The organism is Methanosarcina siciliae T4/M (assembly GCF_000970085.1).
In the GTDB taxonomy this organism is placed as follows: Archaea; Halobacteriota; Methanosarcinia; order Methanosarcinales; family Methanosarcinaceae; genus Methanosarcina; species Methanosarcina siciliae.
In genome coordinates this window covers 2,163,280-2,179,550 of record NZ_CP009506.1, presented here as the reverse complement: position 1 = coordinate 2,179,550, position 16,271 = coordinate 2,163,280, and the positions used below count along the sequence as shown (strand labels likewise).

General features: G+C 42.6%; 12 protein-coding genes and 1 pseudogene. 8 read left to right on the top strand and 5 right to left on the bottom strand.

Annotated features, from left to right (window positions below; translation table 11 throughout):
- Positions 1-60: 60 nt before the first annotated feature.
- Complete coding sequence (locus tag MSSIT_RS09240) at positions 61-720, top strand: TatD family nuclease-associated radical SAM protein (protein WP_048171846.1); 660 nt, start codon at positions 61-63, stop codon at positions 718-720.
- A gap of 81 nt (positions 721-801) precedes the next feature.
- On the opposite strand, the gene MSSIT_RS09235 is transcribed toward MSSIT_RS09240, so the two are convergent.
- On the bottom strand, positions 802-2,295 hold the full coding sequence (locus tag MSSIT_RS09235) for a WD40 repeat domain-containing protein (RefSeq protein ID WP_048171844.1): 1,494 nt from the start codon (positions 2,293-2,295) through the stop codon (positions 802-804).
- Positions 2,296-2,683: 388 nt separating this feature from the next.
- On the opposite strand from MSSIT_RS09235, the gene MSSIT_RS09230 reads away from it, so the two are divergent.
- Together MSSIT_RS09230 and MSSIT_RS23120 are read left to right on the top strand one after the other, a co-directional pair.
- The gene (locus MSSIT_RS09230; protein ID WP_231590540.1) at positions 2,684-4,150 is read left to right on the top strand and encodes a sodium-dependent transporter; all 1,467 of its coding nucleotides are present in this window, start codon (positions 2,684-2,686) and stop codon (positions 4,148-4,150) included.
- Position 4,151: 1 nt separating this feature from the next.
- Positions 4,152-4,259 (top strand): MetS family NSS transporter small subunit, encoded by a 108-nt coding sequence (locus MSSIT_RS23120; protein WP_148705256.1) that lies wholly within the window; start codon positions 4,152-4,154, stop codon positions 4,257-4,259.
- Between the two features lie 323 nt (positions 4,260-4,582).
- On the opposite strand, the gene MSSIT_RS21205 is transcribed toward MSSIT_RS23120, so the two are convergent.
- Together MSSIT_RS21205 and MSSIT_RS09220 are read right to left on the bottom strand one after the other, a co-directional pair.
- Positions 4,583-7,903: a right-handed parallel beta-helix repeat-containing protein gene (locus MSSIT_RS21205; protein WP_052721586.1), complete on the bottom strand. Its 3,321-nt coding sequence runs from the start codon at positions 7,901-7,903 to the stop codon at positions 4,583-4,585.
- A 490-nt stretch (positions 7,904-8,393) separates the two neighbouring features.
- The gene (locus MSSIT_RS09220) at positions 8,394-10,124 is read right to left on the bottom strand and encodes a right-handed parallel beta-helix repeat-containing protein (RefSeq protein ID WP_231590492.1); all 1,731 of its coding nucleotides are present in this window, start codon (positions 10,122-10,124) and stop codon (positions 8,394-8,396) included.
- A 181-nt stretch (positions 10,125-10,305) separates the two neighbouring features.
- On the opposite strand from MSSIT_RS09220, the gene MSSIT_RS21200 reads away from it, so the two are divergent.
- Both MSSIT_RS21200 and MSSIT_RS09205 read left to right on the top strand, forming a co-directional pair.
- Positions 10,306-11,658: an MFS transporter gene (locus MSSIT_RS21200; RefSeq protein ID WP_052721585.1), complete on the top strand. Its 1,353-nt coding sequence runs from the start codon at positions 10,306-10,308 to the stop codon at positions 11,656-11,658.
- A gap of 3 nt (positions 11,659-11,661) precedes the next feature.
- Positions 11,662-11,871, top strand: a complete 210-nt coding sequence (locus MSSIT_RS09205; protein WP_048171840.1) for a ribonuclease HepT family protein — start codon at positions 11,662-11,664, stop codon at positions 11,869-11,871.
- Positions 11,872-11,873: 2 nt separating this feature from the next.
- On the opposite strand, the gene MSSIT_RS09200 is transcribed toward MSSIT_RS09205, so the two are convergent.
- Entirely contained in the window at positions 11,874-12,371 is a 498-nt protein-coding gene (locus tag MSSIT_RS09200; RefSeq protein WP_048171839.1) for a GNAT family N-acetyltransferase, read from the bottom strand.
- Positions 12,372-12,697: 326 nt separating this feature from the next.
- Between MSSIT_RS09200 and hepT the strand changes: the two genes are divergently transcribed.
- The 3 genes and pseudogenes from hepT (at position 12,698) to MSSIT_RS09190 (ending at position 13,937) form a co-directional block, all read left to right on the top strand.
- Positions 12,698-13,039 carry a type VII toxin-antitoxin system HepT family RNase toxin gene (gene hepT / locus MSSIT_RS09195; protein WP_052721584.1) on the top strand — a complete coding sequence of 114 codons (342 nt, stop codon included), beginning with the start codon at positions 12,698-12,700 and terminating at the stop codon, positions 13,037-13,039.
- An 86-nt stretch (positions 13,040-13,125) separates the two neighbouring features.
- Positions 13,126-13,355: pseudogene (locus MSSIT_RS23115) on the top strand (IS481 family transposase); the annotation flags it as partial.
- The gene (locus MSSIT_RS09190) at positions 13,338-13,937 is read left to right on the top strand and encodes a cob(I)yrinic acid a,c-diamide adenosyltransferase (protein WP_231590539.1); all 600 of its coding nucleotides are present in this window, start codon (positions 13,338-13,340) and stop codon (positions 13,935-13,937) included. The pseudogene MSSIT_RS23115 and the gene MSSIT_RS09190, both read left to right, overlap by 18 nt.
- 272 nt (positions 13,938-14,209) lie before the next feature.
- On the opposite strand, the gene MSSIT_RS09185 is transcribed toward MSSIT_RS09190, so the two are convergent.
- The gene (locus MSSIT_RS09185; RefSeq protein WP_048171837.1) at positions 14,210-16,255 is read right to left on the bottom strand and encodes a helicase C-terminal domain-containing protein; all 2,046 of its coding nucleotides are present in this window, start codon (positions 16,253-16,255) and stop codon (positions 14,210-14,212) included.
- Positions 16,256-16,271: the final 16 nt, after the last annotated feature.

Here is a 16,271-nt window from a genome sequence, read left to right as displayed (position 1 = left end):
ATCGGATCTGAAGCCGAGGCATGGGGTAAAGGAAGGAGCCAAAAATCGGATAAATGCGTCATGGTTATAAGGAATGTGAGGATTTTGATTCGTATGAATATAATTTATTACGAGGCCCATAATAATCTTTATCTTAACCTTACAAACCGCTGCAGTGCGGACTGCGTCTTCTGCATCCGCAACTTTGCAGACGGCGTTTATGGGTACGACCTGAGGCTCTCAAAAGAACCAACAATGGAAGAGATTCTCGAAGCTCTTGAAGGGCTTGACCTTTCTAATTACAGGGAAGTTGTGTTCACAGGACTCGGAGAGCCAACCCTCAGGTTCGATGTGGTGCTGGCAGTCACCCGCTGGCTTAAAAGCCGGGACGTAAGGGTAAGGCTTGATACCAATGGGCATGCTGCACTGATTAATCCCGAACTGGACGTAGTTTCCGAATTAAAAAAAGCAGGTATAGACTCTATTTCAGTCAGCCTCAATGCAGAGTCCGAAGAAAAATACAATAAACTCTGCAGACCGGCCCGCAAAAATGCTTACAGAGCAATACTTGATTTTGTAAAAAAGGCAGGAGAAGCGGGAATCCCTACCAGGGTTACGGTTGTTAAAATCCCTGAAATAGATATGGAAAAGTGCAGAAAGGTTTCAGAGGAACTCGGTTCGGAATTCCACATCAGGACGCTGTCCGAGGCTGCAAGTAAAGAAATAGAAGGAAATAATTAAGCAAAAAAATATTTGGGGAAACTCCTTATCTCAGGAGCCGTCTCCGCTTTACATCTTTTCCTGCTTTATAGTTTTTCTCAGTTATTCTCTGAAATCTTCTTCTTTAAGATTTTCAAAATCCTCAAGGTTCTCATTCTTTTCGTGGTATTTGACAAGCCTGCGTTTCAGGAAGAAGACCGTGCCCGCCAGAGATCCGATGAGAAAGGCAGCAGGAAACTTTACCGAATCAAGCTTTTCCAGGACTTTTAAAGAACTCTTTTCGGTAGATAACTCCTCCGACCCCGAATCTTCTCCTGTTTTTGTATTCCCGCTCCCGCTGCTTGAGGTAGCAGGAGCGTCTTCGACCTTATTTTCAACGCCTCCGGTAACTGACGTTTCTTCTTTTGCTGGCTCGATGCTTTCTTTGGCAAGGACATCATCCGTTTCTTTTTCAGTTTCTTCAGGCAGGAAACTTTCGTCTCCCAGCAGCGGGGCAAAAGCAGTTTTGTTCCGTTCAAAAAGATATACTGTTCCTGCACCACTCCCTACCGCAATAGTTGTGCTGTCGCGTGAAACGTCCAGGCTGTTAATATTTCCTCCGCAGCTGTAGTTCCAGAGTTCTTCTCCGTCCATATTAAGGACATAGAGGGTATCATCCCAGCTCCCGGCTGCAATGAAGGAAGAGTCGGCAGAGATCTCAACGGCATAGACTTCATCTTTTGCCTTGTAGTCCCATAGTTTCTCTCCGGTGCGGTTAAACAGGTAAACCTTGTCGTCAAAACTGCCTGCCGCAAGATACGCGCCGTTGGTCGTTAAAGAGACGCTGCTGATCCAGTAGCCCGGATTATGCATCCAGGAAAATTCCCCTTTGCGGTCAAAAAGATAAACATTATAGTTAGACCCCCCGGCAGCCACATAGTAAGCGGACGGAGTCATACTCACGCAGTTAATCAGGCTTCCGGTTTTTCGGTTCCATATCATTTTTCCTTCGCTGTCAAAGAGATAGACATAATTGTTGGCATTTCCGACTGCCACATAAGTCCCTTCTCTGGATATCGCGATACTGCGTACAGCTGCCCCTGAATCAAAACTCCACAGCAGTTTGCCTGCACTATTTATGAAATAAACCTTTCCGTCCTCACCTCCTGCGGCTACATACAGGCCATTGGAAGATACTGCAACACTGTTCAGGTTGCCTCCGGTTTTGTATGACCAGAGAAGGTCGCCTTCCCGGTTAAAAAAGTACACTTTTTTGTCGTTACTTCCTGCCACAATCCGAGATCCATCTGAAGAAACAGATACTGTATAAACTATATTTCCAGTTTTATAATTCCAAAGTTGTGTCCCTCTTGAATCAAATAAGGAAACATTGTGGTCAAACCCCCCGACTACAAGATAGTGTCCAGTTGAAGAAAGTGATACGGTATTCACTATACATCCGGTTTCACATTTGCATGACAGGTCAAAAGCCTTGAGTTCCGAAAGGTTCACATCCTCGCTATCCAGAACAAAAGAATCTGAGGCTTCTGCTCCTGAAAAAAGGCAGAAACACAGACCCAGTACCAAAAATAACTTTGTTCCTGATGAGTGATTCATATAATTTATAATGAAATACTTTGTTATTCATGAATTTTTTGTTATAGTATATCCGGCAGGAAAAATTAATAAAATTTATTTATTCCTGCTCACACAGAAATAAGCAGTAATAATTAAATTATAGATATAATTAAATAAAGCAGAAAAAATTCGGAAATTCTGAAAAAAGAATTACTTTATCCTGCATTCGGAAAAGGGATAATTTAAGTTGGAACAAGAGTTTAAGGTTATATTTATGGCAGTAGCTGTAAGTATGCCCGTAGCTGCAAGTCTGCCTAATGAATAAGCTTTTTCCTTATTCATTTGCAGGTATCTTGCCTATTAATCTGTTTTAACTTTCCCTGACCCGGGTGTGGAATTAAAAAAAGTTTATAGGATGTGATTTTTGGTGGCGAGAGAAGTCTGGAACACCAGAGTTGGGTTTATTCTTGCAGCAATAGGTTCTGCAGTCGGCCTTGGAAACATCTGGAGGTTCAGCTACATGGCGTATGAAAACGGAGGAGGTGCTTTCCTGATCCCGTATTTTGTCGCCCTCCTGACTGCGGGTATCCCGCTTATGATACTTGAGTTCGGACTTGGAAGCAAGTTTCGCGGCTCAGCCCCGCTTTCACTTAAAAGGGCAAAAAAAAGTTTCGAGTGGATAGGCTGGTGGGGTGTAATTGCCAGTTTTATAATTACGACTTATTACTCCGTAATAGTGGGCTGGAGCCTTGTATACCTTTTAAAAGCGTTTACTCTCGGCTGGGGTACAGATACGGGAGCTTTTTTCAATAACGAACTATTACATGTCTCTGATTCTCCCTGGAACCTGGGAAGTTTTTCCTATCCGGTTCTTATAGGGCTGCTGGCTACATGGTTGATTATCTGGTTTGTCGAAAAAAGAGGTGTGCAGGCGGGAATCGAGAGGTCAAGTAAAATCTTTATTCCTCTTCTCTGGGTTCTTTTAATCGTGCTTGTGTTCAGAGCAATAACCCTTGAAGGCTCAATCAATGGAATAGAGTGGTACCTGAAGCCGGACTTCAGCAAACTAACAGACATAAAGGTCTGGCAGGCAGCCTACGGGCAGGCTTTTTACAGCCTGAGTATTGGTATGGCAATAATGATTACCTATTCAAGCTATCTTTCAAAAAAGAGCGATATCGTAAACAACGCTTTCATTGTCAGCCTGGCAGACGGAGCTTTCAGTTTCACAATGGGCTTTGCGATTTTCGGGACTCTCGGCTACATGGCTTACGCCAAAGGGCTCGGAATTGAAGAAGTGGTGGCCCAGAGCATAGGCCTTGCCTTTGTGGTGCTGCCAGAAGCCCTTAATATGCTCCCGGGATTAAAAGCCCTCACTGCAGTTGCTTTTTTCCTTTGCATCGTTATAGCAGCTCTTTCTTCCCTCATATCTCTCGTGGAAGCTTTTGCCTCTTCAATAATGGACAAGTTTGAGATGAAAAGGGGCAAGGCAGTTGACCTCACAATAGGCTTTGGGCTGCTCTTCAGCCTTATCTATGCAACCAGGGGAGGGATTTACTGGCTTGATATTATAGACCACTTTATCAATACCTATGGACTGATCATAGTGGGAATCCTCGAAACCATTGCAATCGGCTGGATCTATGGTGCAGATAAGATAAGAGAATGGGTCAATAATTATTCGGATATCATGGCAGGAATCTGGTGGGATGCCTGTGTAAAATTTGTAATCCCGGTTGCCTTGATGTATATCGTTTTTGTAGATACCCGGTCGAACCTGGCCGCACCCTATGAGGGTTACGATCTTGCAGCCATAATGATCGGAGCCGGAGTAATTGTCCTTGGAATTCTAATCTCTATCCTTACGCCTTTTATCAATAAGGAGGTGAAGTAAAATGTTGCTCTCAACAGGCAGCTTCTTGATGGCTGTTTTCGGGTTTGTGATCCTGTACGGAGGGCTGGGACTCTGCCTGAGCATAGCCCTGAGAAAAAGAATGCCCTGAAGAGAAAGGTGGAGAACAGGATCATCAGGGTGGGTTTTTAGATAAAATAAAAGCCCAGAAACCGTTTTTAAATTCAAATATTATTGGACGCCTCCGCCAGCCTGTCTGGCGGTCCTTCCAAAAAAGCAGACCGAAACAAAAGGAAAGAAAAAAACAAAAAGAAACAGTAAATTATCAATTTTCCTGGTCACATTTAAATCTTAGTTTCTTACAGGTGCCCTCAATCGTTTTTATTTACCGGCTTTTGTACTTCTTTTACTTTTTTCTTATTTGTTTGAAAGACCGCTCTTCTTCGTCTGGCGTGATCGTAGTTTTATTTTCCGTCACTTTTCCCCTCCCTCCTGCAGAAAGGAGTACAGGGGCAGATAGTCAAACTCGCTCACGTTAACCTCATAAGGGTAATCGCAGATCCCATCCTTATCAAGGTCCGTGCAGTTCTGGCCGAATCCCGTGCCATCGGGTTTTGCCCAGAAATTACCTCCTATGTTTGGCCCTCCGATGATGTTCTTTCCCGAAGTTTTTGTGTTGTTCCAGCTAATATTCTGGTTACCATAAGCTGGTTCCAGATTCTGAGTGTTGTTGAAGAGATTATTATAGAAAGTATTGTTTCTGCAAAAGGACATGTAGAGCCCGAAATCCCTGTTTGATTCTATCAGGTTATCCCGTAAAAGGTTATCGTTAGAATTCAAAAGGACAATTCCCTCTGCATTGAGAGTTATTATGTTGTTCCTCGCAGTGTTATTCTCGGAAAAAGAAGTGTAAATTCCATAATTATTTTTGGAAATAAGGTTGTCCGTGATCAGGTTTGAAGCTGCATGGCCGTGGTCACCGGAATAAATATAGAGCCCCTGATACCCGTTCCGATAAATGGTATTATTTTTAAGGGAATTGTTGCCTGAACTATCCAGAACAATGCCTTCAGTGTTGGTTGAAACCATATTGCTGGTCAGTAAATTAGTTTCCGAGTTTTGAAGGTACGCTCCCCGCTGGTTGTTTTCTACAGTGTTGTTTGTAATGTTGTTCCGGTCGGAAGAAACCAGATGCACCCCATAAAGGTATTCGGAGATTACATTGTTCTTAATCGTGTTTTCGGAGGTATTGAGCAGGTATATCCCGGATGCTTCTTTTCGTAAGGAGTGGGGCCCGGTTATGTAGAATCCTGAAACCGTAACGCCTTTTGAAGTCACTTTAATCACGGTATCGGTCGTATTGGAAGCCTTTATAATCGTGCTCCCCGGACCGACCGATTCCGAAACAAGGCTTATGTTTTCCACATCCAGAAGGATATTTTCTTCATAAGTGCCGGGATATACAAGGACAGTACTTCCCGGAGTTGCAGAGTCCACAGCAGCCTGAATCGAGGAAAAATCCGTAACAGGTGCCCCACCCTTTATGAGCAATACTGGTCCGGGAGCTCTTACAAGAGGAATAGCATCGATTTTGCCGGTATTTTCAATATTGTAAGCAGAATCGCTAAGTCCATCGATATCAGAATCTTCAGCAGTTTCCGAAAAGCCGCTGCCATCAGGTTTTGCCCAGAAATTCCCGCCCAGATAGGGGCCCCCCATAAAATTCGTCCCCCTGGTTCCTTCTATATTCCAGGTATTGTTCTCGCTCCCTTCAAACTTTACATTTATTGAATTGTTGAAATAGTTGTCATACAGCCTGTTGCCATTGGAATCAGCCAGCAGGATTCCACAGTCTGTATTTTCCCGGAGGCTGTTCCGGCTGATTGTATTGTTTTCCGAAGACTCTATCAGGATGCCGTAGTAACTGGCCAGCAGCTCATTATCACGGAGGATATTTGAGCCCGAATTCGACAGGTAAAGAGCAGGCCCGGAAGAAGAATTTGAATTGTATGCAGTATTGTTAAGCAGGAGGTTGTTATCCGAAGAGTTAAGGTATATTCCGGAATCTCCATTGATCTCCGCACTGTTATTGCTGAGGGTATTATTGCTCGAAGCCAGAAGCACAATCCCGAAGGCACTTTCTGTTACTTTGTTGTTGCATAACCTGCACCCGGAAACTGAGTCAACGTATATGCCTGATGTATCTGATTCCGTACCCGCACCTTTCACCGTAAACCCACAGATTGTGACATTGTTTGCAGTCACCTGGAAAGTATTCTCATCAGGATTAAGAGCCTGAACCGTGACCTCTTCAGGGTTGATCGATCTTGAATAGATTTTCAAACCTTCCACAGCTACAGCCACGTTTTCTACATAGGTCCCCGGATAAACAAGAATGGTTGAACCCGGGTCGGCAGCCGAAATAGCCTCCCGGATTGAGTCGTAATCGGCATCCGATTCGTCATCTCCTACGCTTATGGCCACCGATTCCGGAGGTCTTGAAAGGGGGAGGTAATCGGTATTTTCTGGACCGTCGATTTCATAAGCTGAATCGCAAATCCCGTCAAGGTCAAAATCCTCTGAGGTCTGAGAGAAACCCGTACCATTCGGATTTGCCCAGAAATTTCCTCCAAGAGACGGGCCTCCGACAATGTTAGTGCCGGAAGTAAGCGAACTATTCCAGATATTTCCTTCGCTAATTCCGAGCCTTATGTTCATAGTATTGTTAAAATAATTATTATAGATCCATTCATCGTCTTCCTGGTCTGGAATAGAGATCCCGCAGTCTACACTGGAGATTATTGTATTGTTGAGAATTTCGATTCCACGACAGGCATCTCCTAAACTAATGCCTATGCTGCAGTTTGAAATCTTATTGCCGTAAATGCCGGTTCCAAACGAAAATGAAAGTTCTATCCCGTGAGTGCAGTCCGTAATCGTATTATTCCGGATATATATACCACGATCATATGCATCGATTCCACTGGAGCAATTAAAAATCGTGTTACAGGATATAACGTCGCCTCCTCCGCAACAGGCAAAGCTTATCCCTGTGCCGTTTGAGATTTTATTTTCGGCTATTAAATTATTCGATGCCCAAGGTCCCAGTAAAATGTAACCCTTTTCAATGATATTTCCTGTCAGATTATTTGTCCCGCTTCCTTCACCCGCAGCAATCCCATCATTGACAAACAGGTTTTTCGAGACAGTATTGTAACTGGAATTATCAAGGCGGATTCCTCTATAATTTTCAAACAGCACGTTTTCGGTAATAACGCAATTGCTGGCGTTTTCAAGTGAGATCCCGCATGGAGGCCGGTAGTGTTCGAATCCCCTGGCCTTAAAAATCTCCTCTGCTATAAAAGCAGAAACGTTTTCAGCAGCCGATTCTCGATTTGTACTCGCAGGTTCAGTAAAGTTTCTGGCAACAAAGCCTCTGGGATAGTTGGGAGGTTCTCCAGCTCCTGTTATATTAAAACCAGTGATTGTCACATTGTCAGCTCTTATGAGAAAAGCGCTTTTGTTTTCGTCCAGAGGTTCAACCAGCACATCAGGCTTTCCTGACTCCGACCTGACCGTAAGCCGGTTTGTATTTACAATAACATTTTCCCTGTATGTTCCAGGTTTAACTATAATCGTGTCCCCTGAAACCGAATTGTTTACAGCCTCCTGAATTGACCTGAAATCCGCTCCAGAATCGTTATCTACGGTAATTTCCTTTGCGGATACAGGACTGTAAACTGCAATTGTGATAAGCGCAATAGCTACTACTATAATTACTCTGCTTGCTCCCATTAACGCCCACATCCTCTTCCTACTCCCGATGAACCTGTTTCAAAAATTCATTTAATTCTGTTTTGAGAGCAGCCAGAATTTTCCTATCTTAGCAGTATTCTATTCCCAGTAAAATCCCAGTAAAATACCGGCCGAAAGGAAAATACGGATATAACAGGTCCAATAAACCAATGCAAATGGGTGCTGTGAGACCCCCTTTCCCCGAACCTGTTGTTTTTATCAGCCACAATCAAGCACGAGGATTTTTGCAGTACCCCTATGGAAGATACTGGCATGCAAGCTGATATAATTATCTGACGGCAACTAAAAAAATACGGGAGATCGGAAGTTCGGGAAGAATATTCTATAGATGAAAGGTAAAGGTGAAATTAAAAAATATAAATTAGATATGTTTACAGAATTTAAATATTTAAAAAGTTTACAGAATTTTAAAGTTTTAAGCGGAGTAATGGGCTTTAAATAAGAAATAGAGAGAAAAAGGGTAAACTTCTCAAACCTTCTCAGCCCGGAAAACAATAGACCCTTTTTTCATGCCGTTTTCGGAATAGTTTGCCGGAATGTTAAGTACGACTTCAACATCTTTACCGGTGCCGTTTGAAATTACTTCTGAGAAATCAGGCCAGAAATGAGAGGAAAGATAGATACCTTCGGAAAAAACTGAATCCGAAGAGTTTACGATCTTAGCCGTGACTTTCACATCGCTTTTTCCTGTGTTTTTTATGTTCAAGACCTGCGGGTTACTTGCCTGCCCGGGGAGCAGGGCCCCGAAATCCAGGCTGCCCAGGGCAAGCTCTATGGAGACATCGGATTTTTTGTTTGCTTCAGGTGTCCCTATTATTACTGTAAGGTCCACTGAGGGCATTGAAGGGGGTTCGGCAAGCGGGAGATAGTCGAAGTCGCTCCCGTTGACGGTATAAGGCAGGTCACAGATCCCGTCCGAGTCCGAATCTTCAGCAGTCTGCGAAAACCCGGTTCCGTTAAGGTCAGCCCAGAAATTTCCTCCCAGATAGGGACCGCCCACAATATTTTCTCCCGAAGTTTTTGTAGTGTTCCAGGTGTTTCCTTCACTGTTTTCAGCTTTTACATTTACAGTGTTGTTAAAGTAGTTGTTGTAGATGCGGTTGTCAGTACTATAATCCAGCAGGATGCCTGATTCGTTACTGGAACTTATACTGTTGTTGAAAAGTTCGTTATTGTGGCAGTCTTCTCTCAAATAGATGCCTTTGCTACTGTTTGAAATTGTGTTATCATACACCCTGGAGTCAAAGACGAAAATCAAGTAGATCCCGTTCTCACAGTCCGTAATCCGGTTGTCACGAAGGACGGTCCTTGCCTGGGTGTCATACATATCAATTCCGTTACTGCAATTTCGGACCTCATTCTTTGAAACAAGATTGCCTCCTCCGCAGCAGGCAATGCTTATCCCTCCGCCGTTTGAGAGCCTGTTCTGGAACATTATATTGTCCCAGCAGTGCGCGCCAATGATGATGTACCCCCTGTTAATGGCATTGTTAATCACCATATTCTTGCTGCACCCTTCATCAAACCATATGCCGTTTCGGGAAAAGTTATTCTCCGAGATCGTAATGTTTTCGGAGCTTTGGAGGTACACTCCATAACGGTTTTCTAAAATATTGTTTCTTTCGACCGTACAGTTTTTAGCCTGATCAAGGCAGATCCCTGCCGAGGGACAACCAGCCCCGTTCCACCTGGTGACAAAGATCTCTCCTTCCCCGGAATCGTAAGCCTGTCTGGCTTCCATTCCCGAAGTCCCGTTAAGTCTTCCCGAACTTCTCGAGTTAAAAGAGTTTGTGATCCCGGCAGCCTCAAAGGAGCTGAAAACCTCACCTGACCCGGTTATGTTGAAACCGCTGATAGTTACATTATCTGCTTTGATCTGGAACACGCTGGAGTTTTCATCCTTTGACCTGATAAGTACGCCGTCAGAGTTCTCAGGTTCCGAAGTTACCGTTATCCCCGAAACATTGACAATTATATTTTCCTCATAGTCCCCGGCTTTCACAATAACAAGGTCCCCGGTTGTTGAGTTATTTACAGCTGCCTGGATTGAAGCTCCGGGTTCCACATAAATAACTTCCGCATTCCCTGCCCCTGCGGAAACAAGAAGCAAAGCAACAGCCAGCATAGCACTCATCAGCCTGGTAATACAATCTCCGATAAGTATAATCTTCAGACCTACCCCACCCCGGTATTTTTGCACAGCTCCGCAGGCTCAGGATTGTCTTAATTTTGAACCGACAGTTCCCGTGCATAAGACTATTATTTATTAATATACTATCAAATTCATTACTATATATATCAACTGTCTTTAAAAATGGGTTAAGGATCATGAAAGTTGTCAGCGCCAGGGTTCAAATATTTCGAGAATAGGGGACAGGAGTATGAAAAAATACGAAAATACCTGGCTTCCTATCATCTGCTCAATAATGTTTTTTGCGCTGGCAAACGGGACTCTGCTGGGGCCCGTGCTTCCCGAAATGCTAGGCCCGCTGAAAACTGCGGAACAGGATATCGGAATGGTAGTTGCGGTATTTACTCTTGCAACGGCACTTTTTACCCCGGTCTTCGGGATGTTCGCGGATCGTTTGAGTCGGAAAACCCTTCTCATCCCTTGCCTTATTCTCAACGGGTTTGCGGGGATTGCATGTTATTTTGCTCCGGATTTTGAAACTCTCCTTATCTTCAGGTTCGTGCAGGGGATCGGGGCTGCAGGGATGCTGCTCGTTGCTATGCTCCTTATCGGAGATCTTTATCCGGGGCATGAAAGGGTTCATGCTACAAGCAGGGTGGGTATGACTTCTGCGATCGGGCTCGTAGGCTTCCCGGTGCTGGGGGGTTTGATGGCTCTGAAAAGCTGGAACTTCCCTTTCCTTTTCTATGGGCTTGTCCTTCCCCTCGCTGTTTTTGCTGCAATACTCCTGCCAAATGGAAAAGGACATGAAGGCCCGGGTGTAAAAGGATACGGAAAGAAAATAGATGAAAAAGGAACCAGGTTAAGCGGAACAGAGCTAAACGGAACAGAGCTAAACGGAACAGAGCTAAACAGGAAAGAAAATAATGGGAATGAAAAGAAGCGGAAAAAAAGTTTACTCGAACCCCTTTCCACACTCATGGATTTCAAAGTCCTTTATGCAATATTCCTGGGGTTTGCGATTTTCTTTCTCCTCTTTGTCATAGTCATATATTTGCCTTTCAAACTCAAGACCGATTTTGGGTACACGTCAAAAGAAGCAGGGTTTGCCCAGGGAATAATCGGGATAACCGTTATTTTTGTTTCAAGCCGTGTAAAAGGGCTTTCCCTCAAATATTCCCTGCTCTCCCTTACAGGGGCAGGTTTTTTCCTGACGGCCCTGGCCTGTGGAATGATCGGGCTTGTGAATTCGAAAGTTGTTCTGGTCCTCCTTCTAATGCTTTTCGGAATTGGAGGCGGGCTTATCCAGATCATGGGGGATACCCTGATACTCCAGGTCGCCCCGATGGCTTCAATGGGGAGCACTGTTTCCCTGTATAATTCCATGAAGTATGCGGGTCAGACACTTTCTCCTGTTTTTTTCGGTTTTATGCTGGTCCGTTTCGGACTTAAGCCTGTTTTTCTTTCAGGGGCAGGATTCGGCTTTGTGGTCGCAGGGATGTGCTGGTTCCTGAAGGGAAGATTAAAGACGGAACATGAATATGCGCATGTGGAAGAGCATACAAAGGGAAAGGATTCTTCCCTGACTTTCAAAAATGATTGATCTGTGATATTCTTGATACTTCTTGATACCATTGAAAGTTGTGAGCGTTTTATTGAAGGAATGGATTTCGATGAGTTCGTCTCCGATGAAAAAAACACTTTTGTCTTAAGGCATCCCCTTAAAATCATTGTTGTGTGGAAAACAGCTAATGAGCGGTTGCCTGAACTGAAAAAAGATATTGAAAAGATACTGAAAGAAAAGAACCTTTATTAAAGTCATTTCACAAGAGCATACATACAGGAATCAAAGAGCCTGCCGTTTTTATAAACACTTTTCTTCATTGTGCCTTCTAAAACAAATCCGGCCTTTTCAAGGGCTTTTCTTGAGCCGATATTGTGTGCATAAGGCTCTGCAAATATCCGGACAGTATCATACTGTTCAAAAGCTGTCTTGCAAAGCTCTTTTATTGCTCTGCTCATTATTCCCCTGCCCCATAAAGGTTCTCCCAGCCAGTATGCAATCTCTGCACTCTTACAGTAAACATCGTTTTTAGAGAATATGGCAATGCACCCCACCGCTTCTCCATTCACAACGATCGCCCGACAGAATTGTTGTGTTTCTTCATTAGAGCTGAAGCTCTCTACTGTTTTTCTGCAATCCTCCAGGGTAGAAGGAAAAGCATCTCTCATATTTTCTACGACCTTTGGATTTTGGGAGTATTTGAAAAAATTTTCAGTATCGGATTTATTCCATTTTCTCAATTCGAAATCCATTTTAACGACATCCTTATGAGATAATGCTCTTTTAGAGATAAATGTTCTTTTAATATGCTTAGCACACCGGATTCAAGATAATCAAAGTTTTGACTGCACGGCTCTCAAACATATTCATGTTTTTCTCTACTGCCTTGGATGTCTTTTTTTAGTTATGTTATTTCTGCTCCTTCTTACAACATAACATATTTGAAAGAACAGGGCATAGAGAAAAATGCAATGGGTCTTCAAACAGATGTAGACCTTCTTGTGATGAATGATGCTGCACCCGTTATTAATTTTGAAGTCATAAGACCCAATGTCCGTTATTTGTCAGAAACGAGGACATGAAACAGGATGTGGAACAGAAAGTAATGTCCAGATACCTGGACCGGAAATATCATGAAGACTTTTTGAACAGAGAGCTGCTGAAACGAATCATCTCAAAAGGGGGGCTTGAAAGGCCTGAAGACTACAGGAGTGTGTTCCGAATCCCGGGAAGGTACGAAATAATTCCGAAAGAGTTCGCAGAGGAATTTGCTTTTGCCGCCGGTTTCAGGAACATTCTGGTTCATATTTATGAAGAATTGGATCTCGATATGTTAAGAAAACTACTTGCTGAAAACCTTAAAGACTTTGACACATTTGCCTTTTACACTGCAGAATATGTGGCAAAGCTTGGAGAGTAATGCGGAAGTACATTTAGAAGAAAGGACGGAGTATTTTATCCCGAAATTATTTCGCGCTAAATATTGGTTGTAATCCCTTATCTTTTGTGAAACTTAATGGTAAAAAGATACATTGGATCATTGCGCAAAAGTCGAAAGGTGAATCTACCTCGACGATAGCTGAGATCCAGGGGATCTCAGCCCGTCGAGTTCAGCAGATCCATAAAGAATATGTTGAGCATGTTACTTTGAGATTCTCATCGAAGGTAAATATAATCGTAAGATATCTCATAACAGAATCCATAACTATCTACTTAGCATGAACCTTGCCAAAGAAATAATGTATGGTTCTGCAAACTACTCTTCGTCAACAGGAAAACATCTTCTGGGGGGTAAAATGGCCAGGGGCATGATATATGTTTATACCGGGGAAGGGGAAGGAAAGACCACGAATGCTCTTGGGTTGGCCCTCAGAGCGGTAGGTCACGGGTACAGGGCCATAATTATCCAGTTCATGAAAGGTAGAAAATACATCGGAGAATACAGGATAAAGGATAGGCTTGCCCCGGAATATGAGATCCATCAGTTCGGAAGGGAAGAGTTTATAGACTTTAAGAATCCCATACCCCTGGATTATGAACTGGCGGCAAAAGGGCTCGAATTTGCAAAAAATGCCCTCAAGAGGAAGCCAAGACTTTTGATACTGGATGAGATAAATCTTGCAGCTCACTTCGGAATTGTGAAGGCCGAAGATATCCTGAAATTGCTGGAGGATATACCGGAAGAGACAACAGTCGTCCTGACAGGGAGGAGGGCTCCCCGAGAACTGATCGAAAGGGCAGATCTTGTTACTGAAATGAAGTTTGTGAAGCATCCCTTTGAAAAAAACGTCCCTGCAAGGAAAGGGATTGAATACTAATTTACGGATTAAATTTAATTTCCAGATTAATTTCTAACAAATTTCAAAATTCATTGCCTATGGTTTTCCGTTTGTGTATATTTTTCTGTATGTATATATTCAAAAATGAATGGCAAATACGTAGTATACCGCGAATATACCGGGGACATTAATAAAGAAGACGGCTCTTCGCTGTTTCGGGTAGGGTAGAGTAGAAATACTTGCTTTATTATGACATTTCCATACTTGATTTTTTCAGGCTGGTGTCTCATGTGACATGGTACAATGCTCTTTCAAAAAGGTAAATTCCGGAATATTTCTTTCTTCAATTTTTGTATTGATTTTTCCGAAGGAAAATCAAGGATTCTTTTCTCGTAAAAACTCACTGATTCATTTATCAGGCTTCTATGGTCCGAAATATATTTAGGGAACCTTGAGTCCAGGGTAAATGTGTAAGCCCAGTCTTCTTCCGATCTTATGGACCTTCCAATACTCTGGCAGACTGAAATAGCAGTTTTGTATTTATAAAAAAATTTGTCTTTGTCCTTTCTTGTCGAAATGTAAAGATCACTTATATCAGGAAAAGGGACTTTAATCAAAATTTGAAACCTGGAGGAGTCATCTGCAAGGTCTACGCCCTCTGTCATGGAAGGGGTGCAAAGCACGGTAGGTTCGGGGGATTCAAGATGGTGGTTCAGAACCTCTAATCTGTTTTGCTGGTTGTGTGTTAAAAGTCGGGAATGCCCTTCTTTACAGTATGATTTTAAGTATTTCGAGATGTCGGAATTCGATGTGTGAATGATTCCTTTATACTTCGGGAACATTGATAATATGACATCCACAGCCACTACCAGGTTACCCCACAAAATACGGTCGTTATTCAGAACCAGGTTTTCAAAATTCAGTTTGCCTATGGAAAGATGATATACTCCATGGTTTTCCGGGGGGAATGTCGGAGGAATCGGGATGAAAACCGTATCTTCGGGATTAAGTCCCATATTCCCGGCAAAGTAAGAACAATCAAGAATAGTGGCAGACAGTATTACACGGATTTTTCCAAACCTGAAAAATTTGCTTTCAGCGTATTCGTTAATGAAAATGGGTTTGAAATTAACGGACTCTATTTCCTTATCTTTTTCTTTTCCTTTTTCTTTGATTTCCATTATCCATTTGGACGGGTTTTTCCAGTATTCTAACAAAAATCTCGCAATTTTGCCATGCAAATTTACTAATTTATTGAGTCTCTCAACCCTGAGCCGGGCTTCATATTTCGGTTTTTCACTTCGGTCCTTTTGTGATCTGGCAACCAGGGATGAAATATTATCTTCATTGCTACGTTTTTCTTTTATCCTTTCTTTTAAAACGTCAATTAAATCTTCAATTCTGCTATCTACTTTGTTCCGGATAATTTTTACAATCCTGTGAAGCTCTTTTTCAGGATAATTTAATTTTTCCAGGTTGATAACTTCTTTTGCTATTTCTTCAGGAATTGTTTTTTTAATATTCTCCAGCCAGAAAGCATATACTTCCAGCTTTTCCTTCATTGTAAGCTCTATGTCCCCGAGGTCCGGAAAGTTAGAACCCGGCAGAAAGTTTAAATTCCTATTCGAAAACGTGAATTTTATGAAATTCGCGATCTGGAATTCTATGTTATGCCCTTCGTCAGCGATTAAAACCTCCCGTTCCCCAAAGTCGCCTACGTAATTGGATTCGATTAAAAAATAATTATAGTTAAAAATCGTGATTGGAGAGTTTAAACCTTTCATCTTCTGGACATAATACTCACACTTCTCATGTCCCTTAGTTTTCCAGCACAAACTCCCTCTGCTGGAAGAAAAGCCCGCAAAATGACTACTCTGATTATCTTTACCTTGTTCTTCATAACCCAGGTCGCATTTAACAGGTTTCCGGTCACATTCCGGTATTACTTCAAATTTTTCTATCATTTTATGCTTTTTATTTTCGCTTTCCTCGTCTTCCTCTTCATCTACCGAAAGCTTGCAAAGGCCCTCAGAACAAGGGTAACCGGACCCATCCTCCTTTTTTTCTCCCATTTCCTGTAATGCTTTACAGGTCCAGTTCCCTCTTCCAGTAACTTCATTTGCATACTGAGGATAATCTTCAATGTATTGTTTCTGGAGAGACTTCTGGTTGGTGCAGATGTAGGCACTTTTAAAATACCTGGCAATTGCAATAGACAGTGCAGTTTTTCCCGAACCCGTTGGAGCCTGAATTATAAAATTTATTTTTCCCCTGTCAAGTCCTTCCTGAATTTTATCTAAAACGTATTCCTGTTGTTCTCTGAACTCTTCATGAGGGAAAAAGTCTTTGACGACCATAGAAATTCCAGATTAA

What these genes read in the sequence shown, in the direction of transcription:
- MSSIT_RS09240 (WP_048171846.1), top strand. Translation starts at nt 61, where the DNA reads ATGGTTATAAGGAATGTGAGGATTTTGATTCGTATGAATATAATTTAT.
- MSSIT_RS09235 (WP_048171844.1), bottom strand. Translation starts at nt 2,295, where the DNA reads ATGAATCACTCATCAGGAACAAAGTTATTTTTGGTACTGGGTCTGTGT.
- MSSIT_RS23120 (WP_148705256.1), top strand. Translation starts at nt 4,152, where the DNA reads ATGTTGCTCTCAACAGGCAGCTTCTTGATGGCTGTTTTCGGGTTTGTG.
- MSSIT_RS21205 (WP_052721586.1), bottom strand. Translation starts at nt 7,903, where the DNA reads ATGGGAGCAAGCAGAGTAATTATAGTAGTAGCTATTGCGCTTATCACA.
- MSSIT_RS21200 (WP_052721585.1), top strand. Translation starts at nt 10,306, where the DNA reads ATGAAAAAATACGAAAATACCTGGCTTCCTATCATCTGCTCAATAATG.
- MSSIT_RS09200 (WP_048171839.1), bottom strand. Translation starts at nt 12,371, where the DNA reads ATGGATTTCGAATTGAGAAAATGGAATAAATCCGATACTGAAAATTTT.
- hepT (WP_052721584.1), top strand. Translation starts at nt 12,698, where the DNA reads ATGAAACAGGATGTGGAACAGAAAGTAATGTCCAGATACCTGGACCGG.
- MSSIT_RS09190 (WP_231590539.1), top strand. Translation starts at nt 13,338, where the DNA reads ATGAACCTTGCCAAAGAAATAATGTATGGTTCTGCAAACTACTCTTCG.
- MSSIT_RS09185 (WP_048171837.1), bottom strand. Translation starts at nt 16,255, where the DNA reads ATGGTCGTCAAAGACTTTTTCCCTCATGAAGAGTTCAGAGAACAACAG.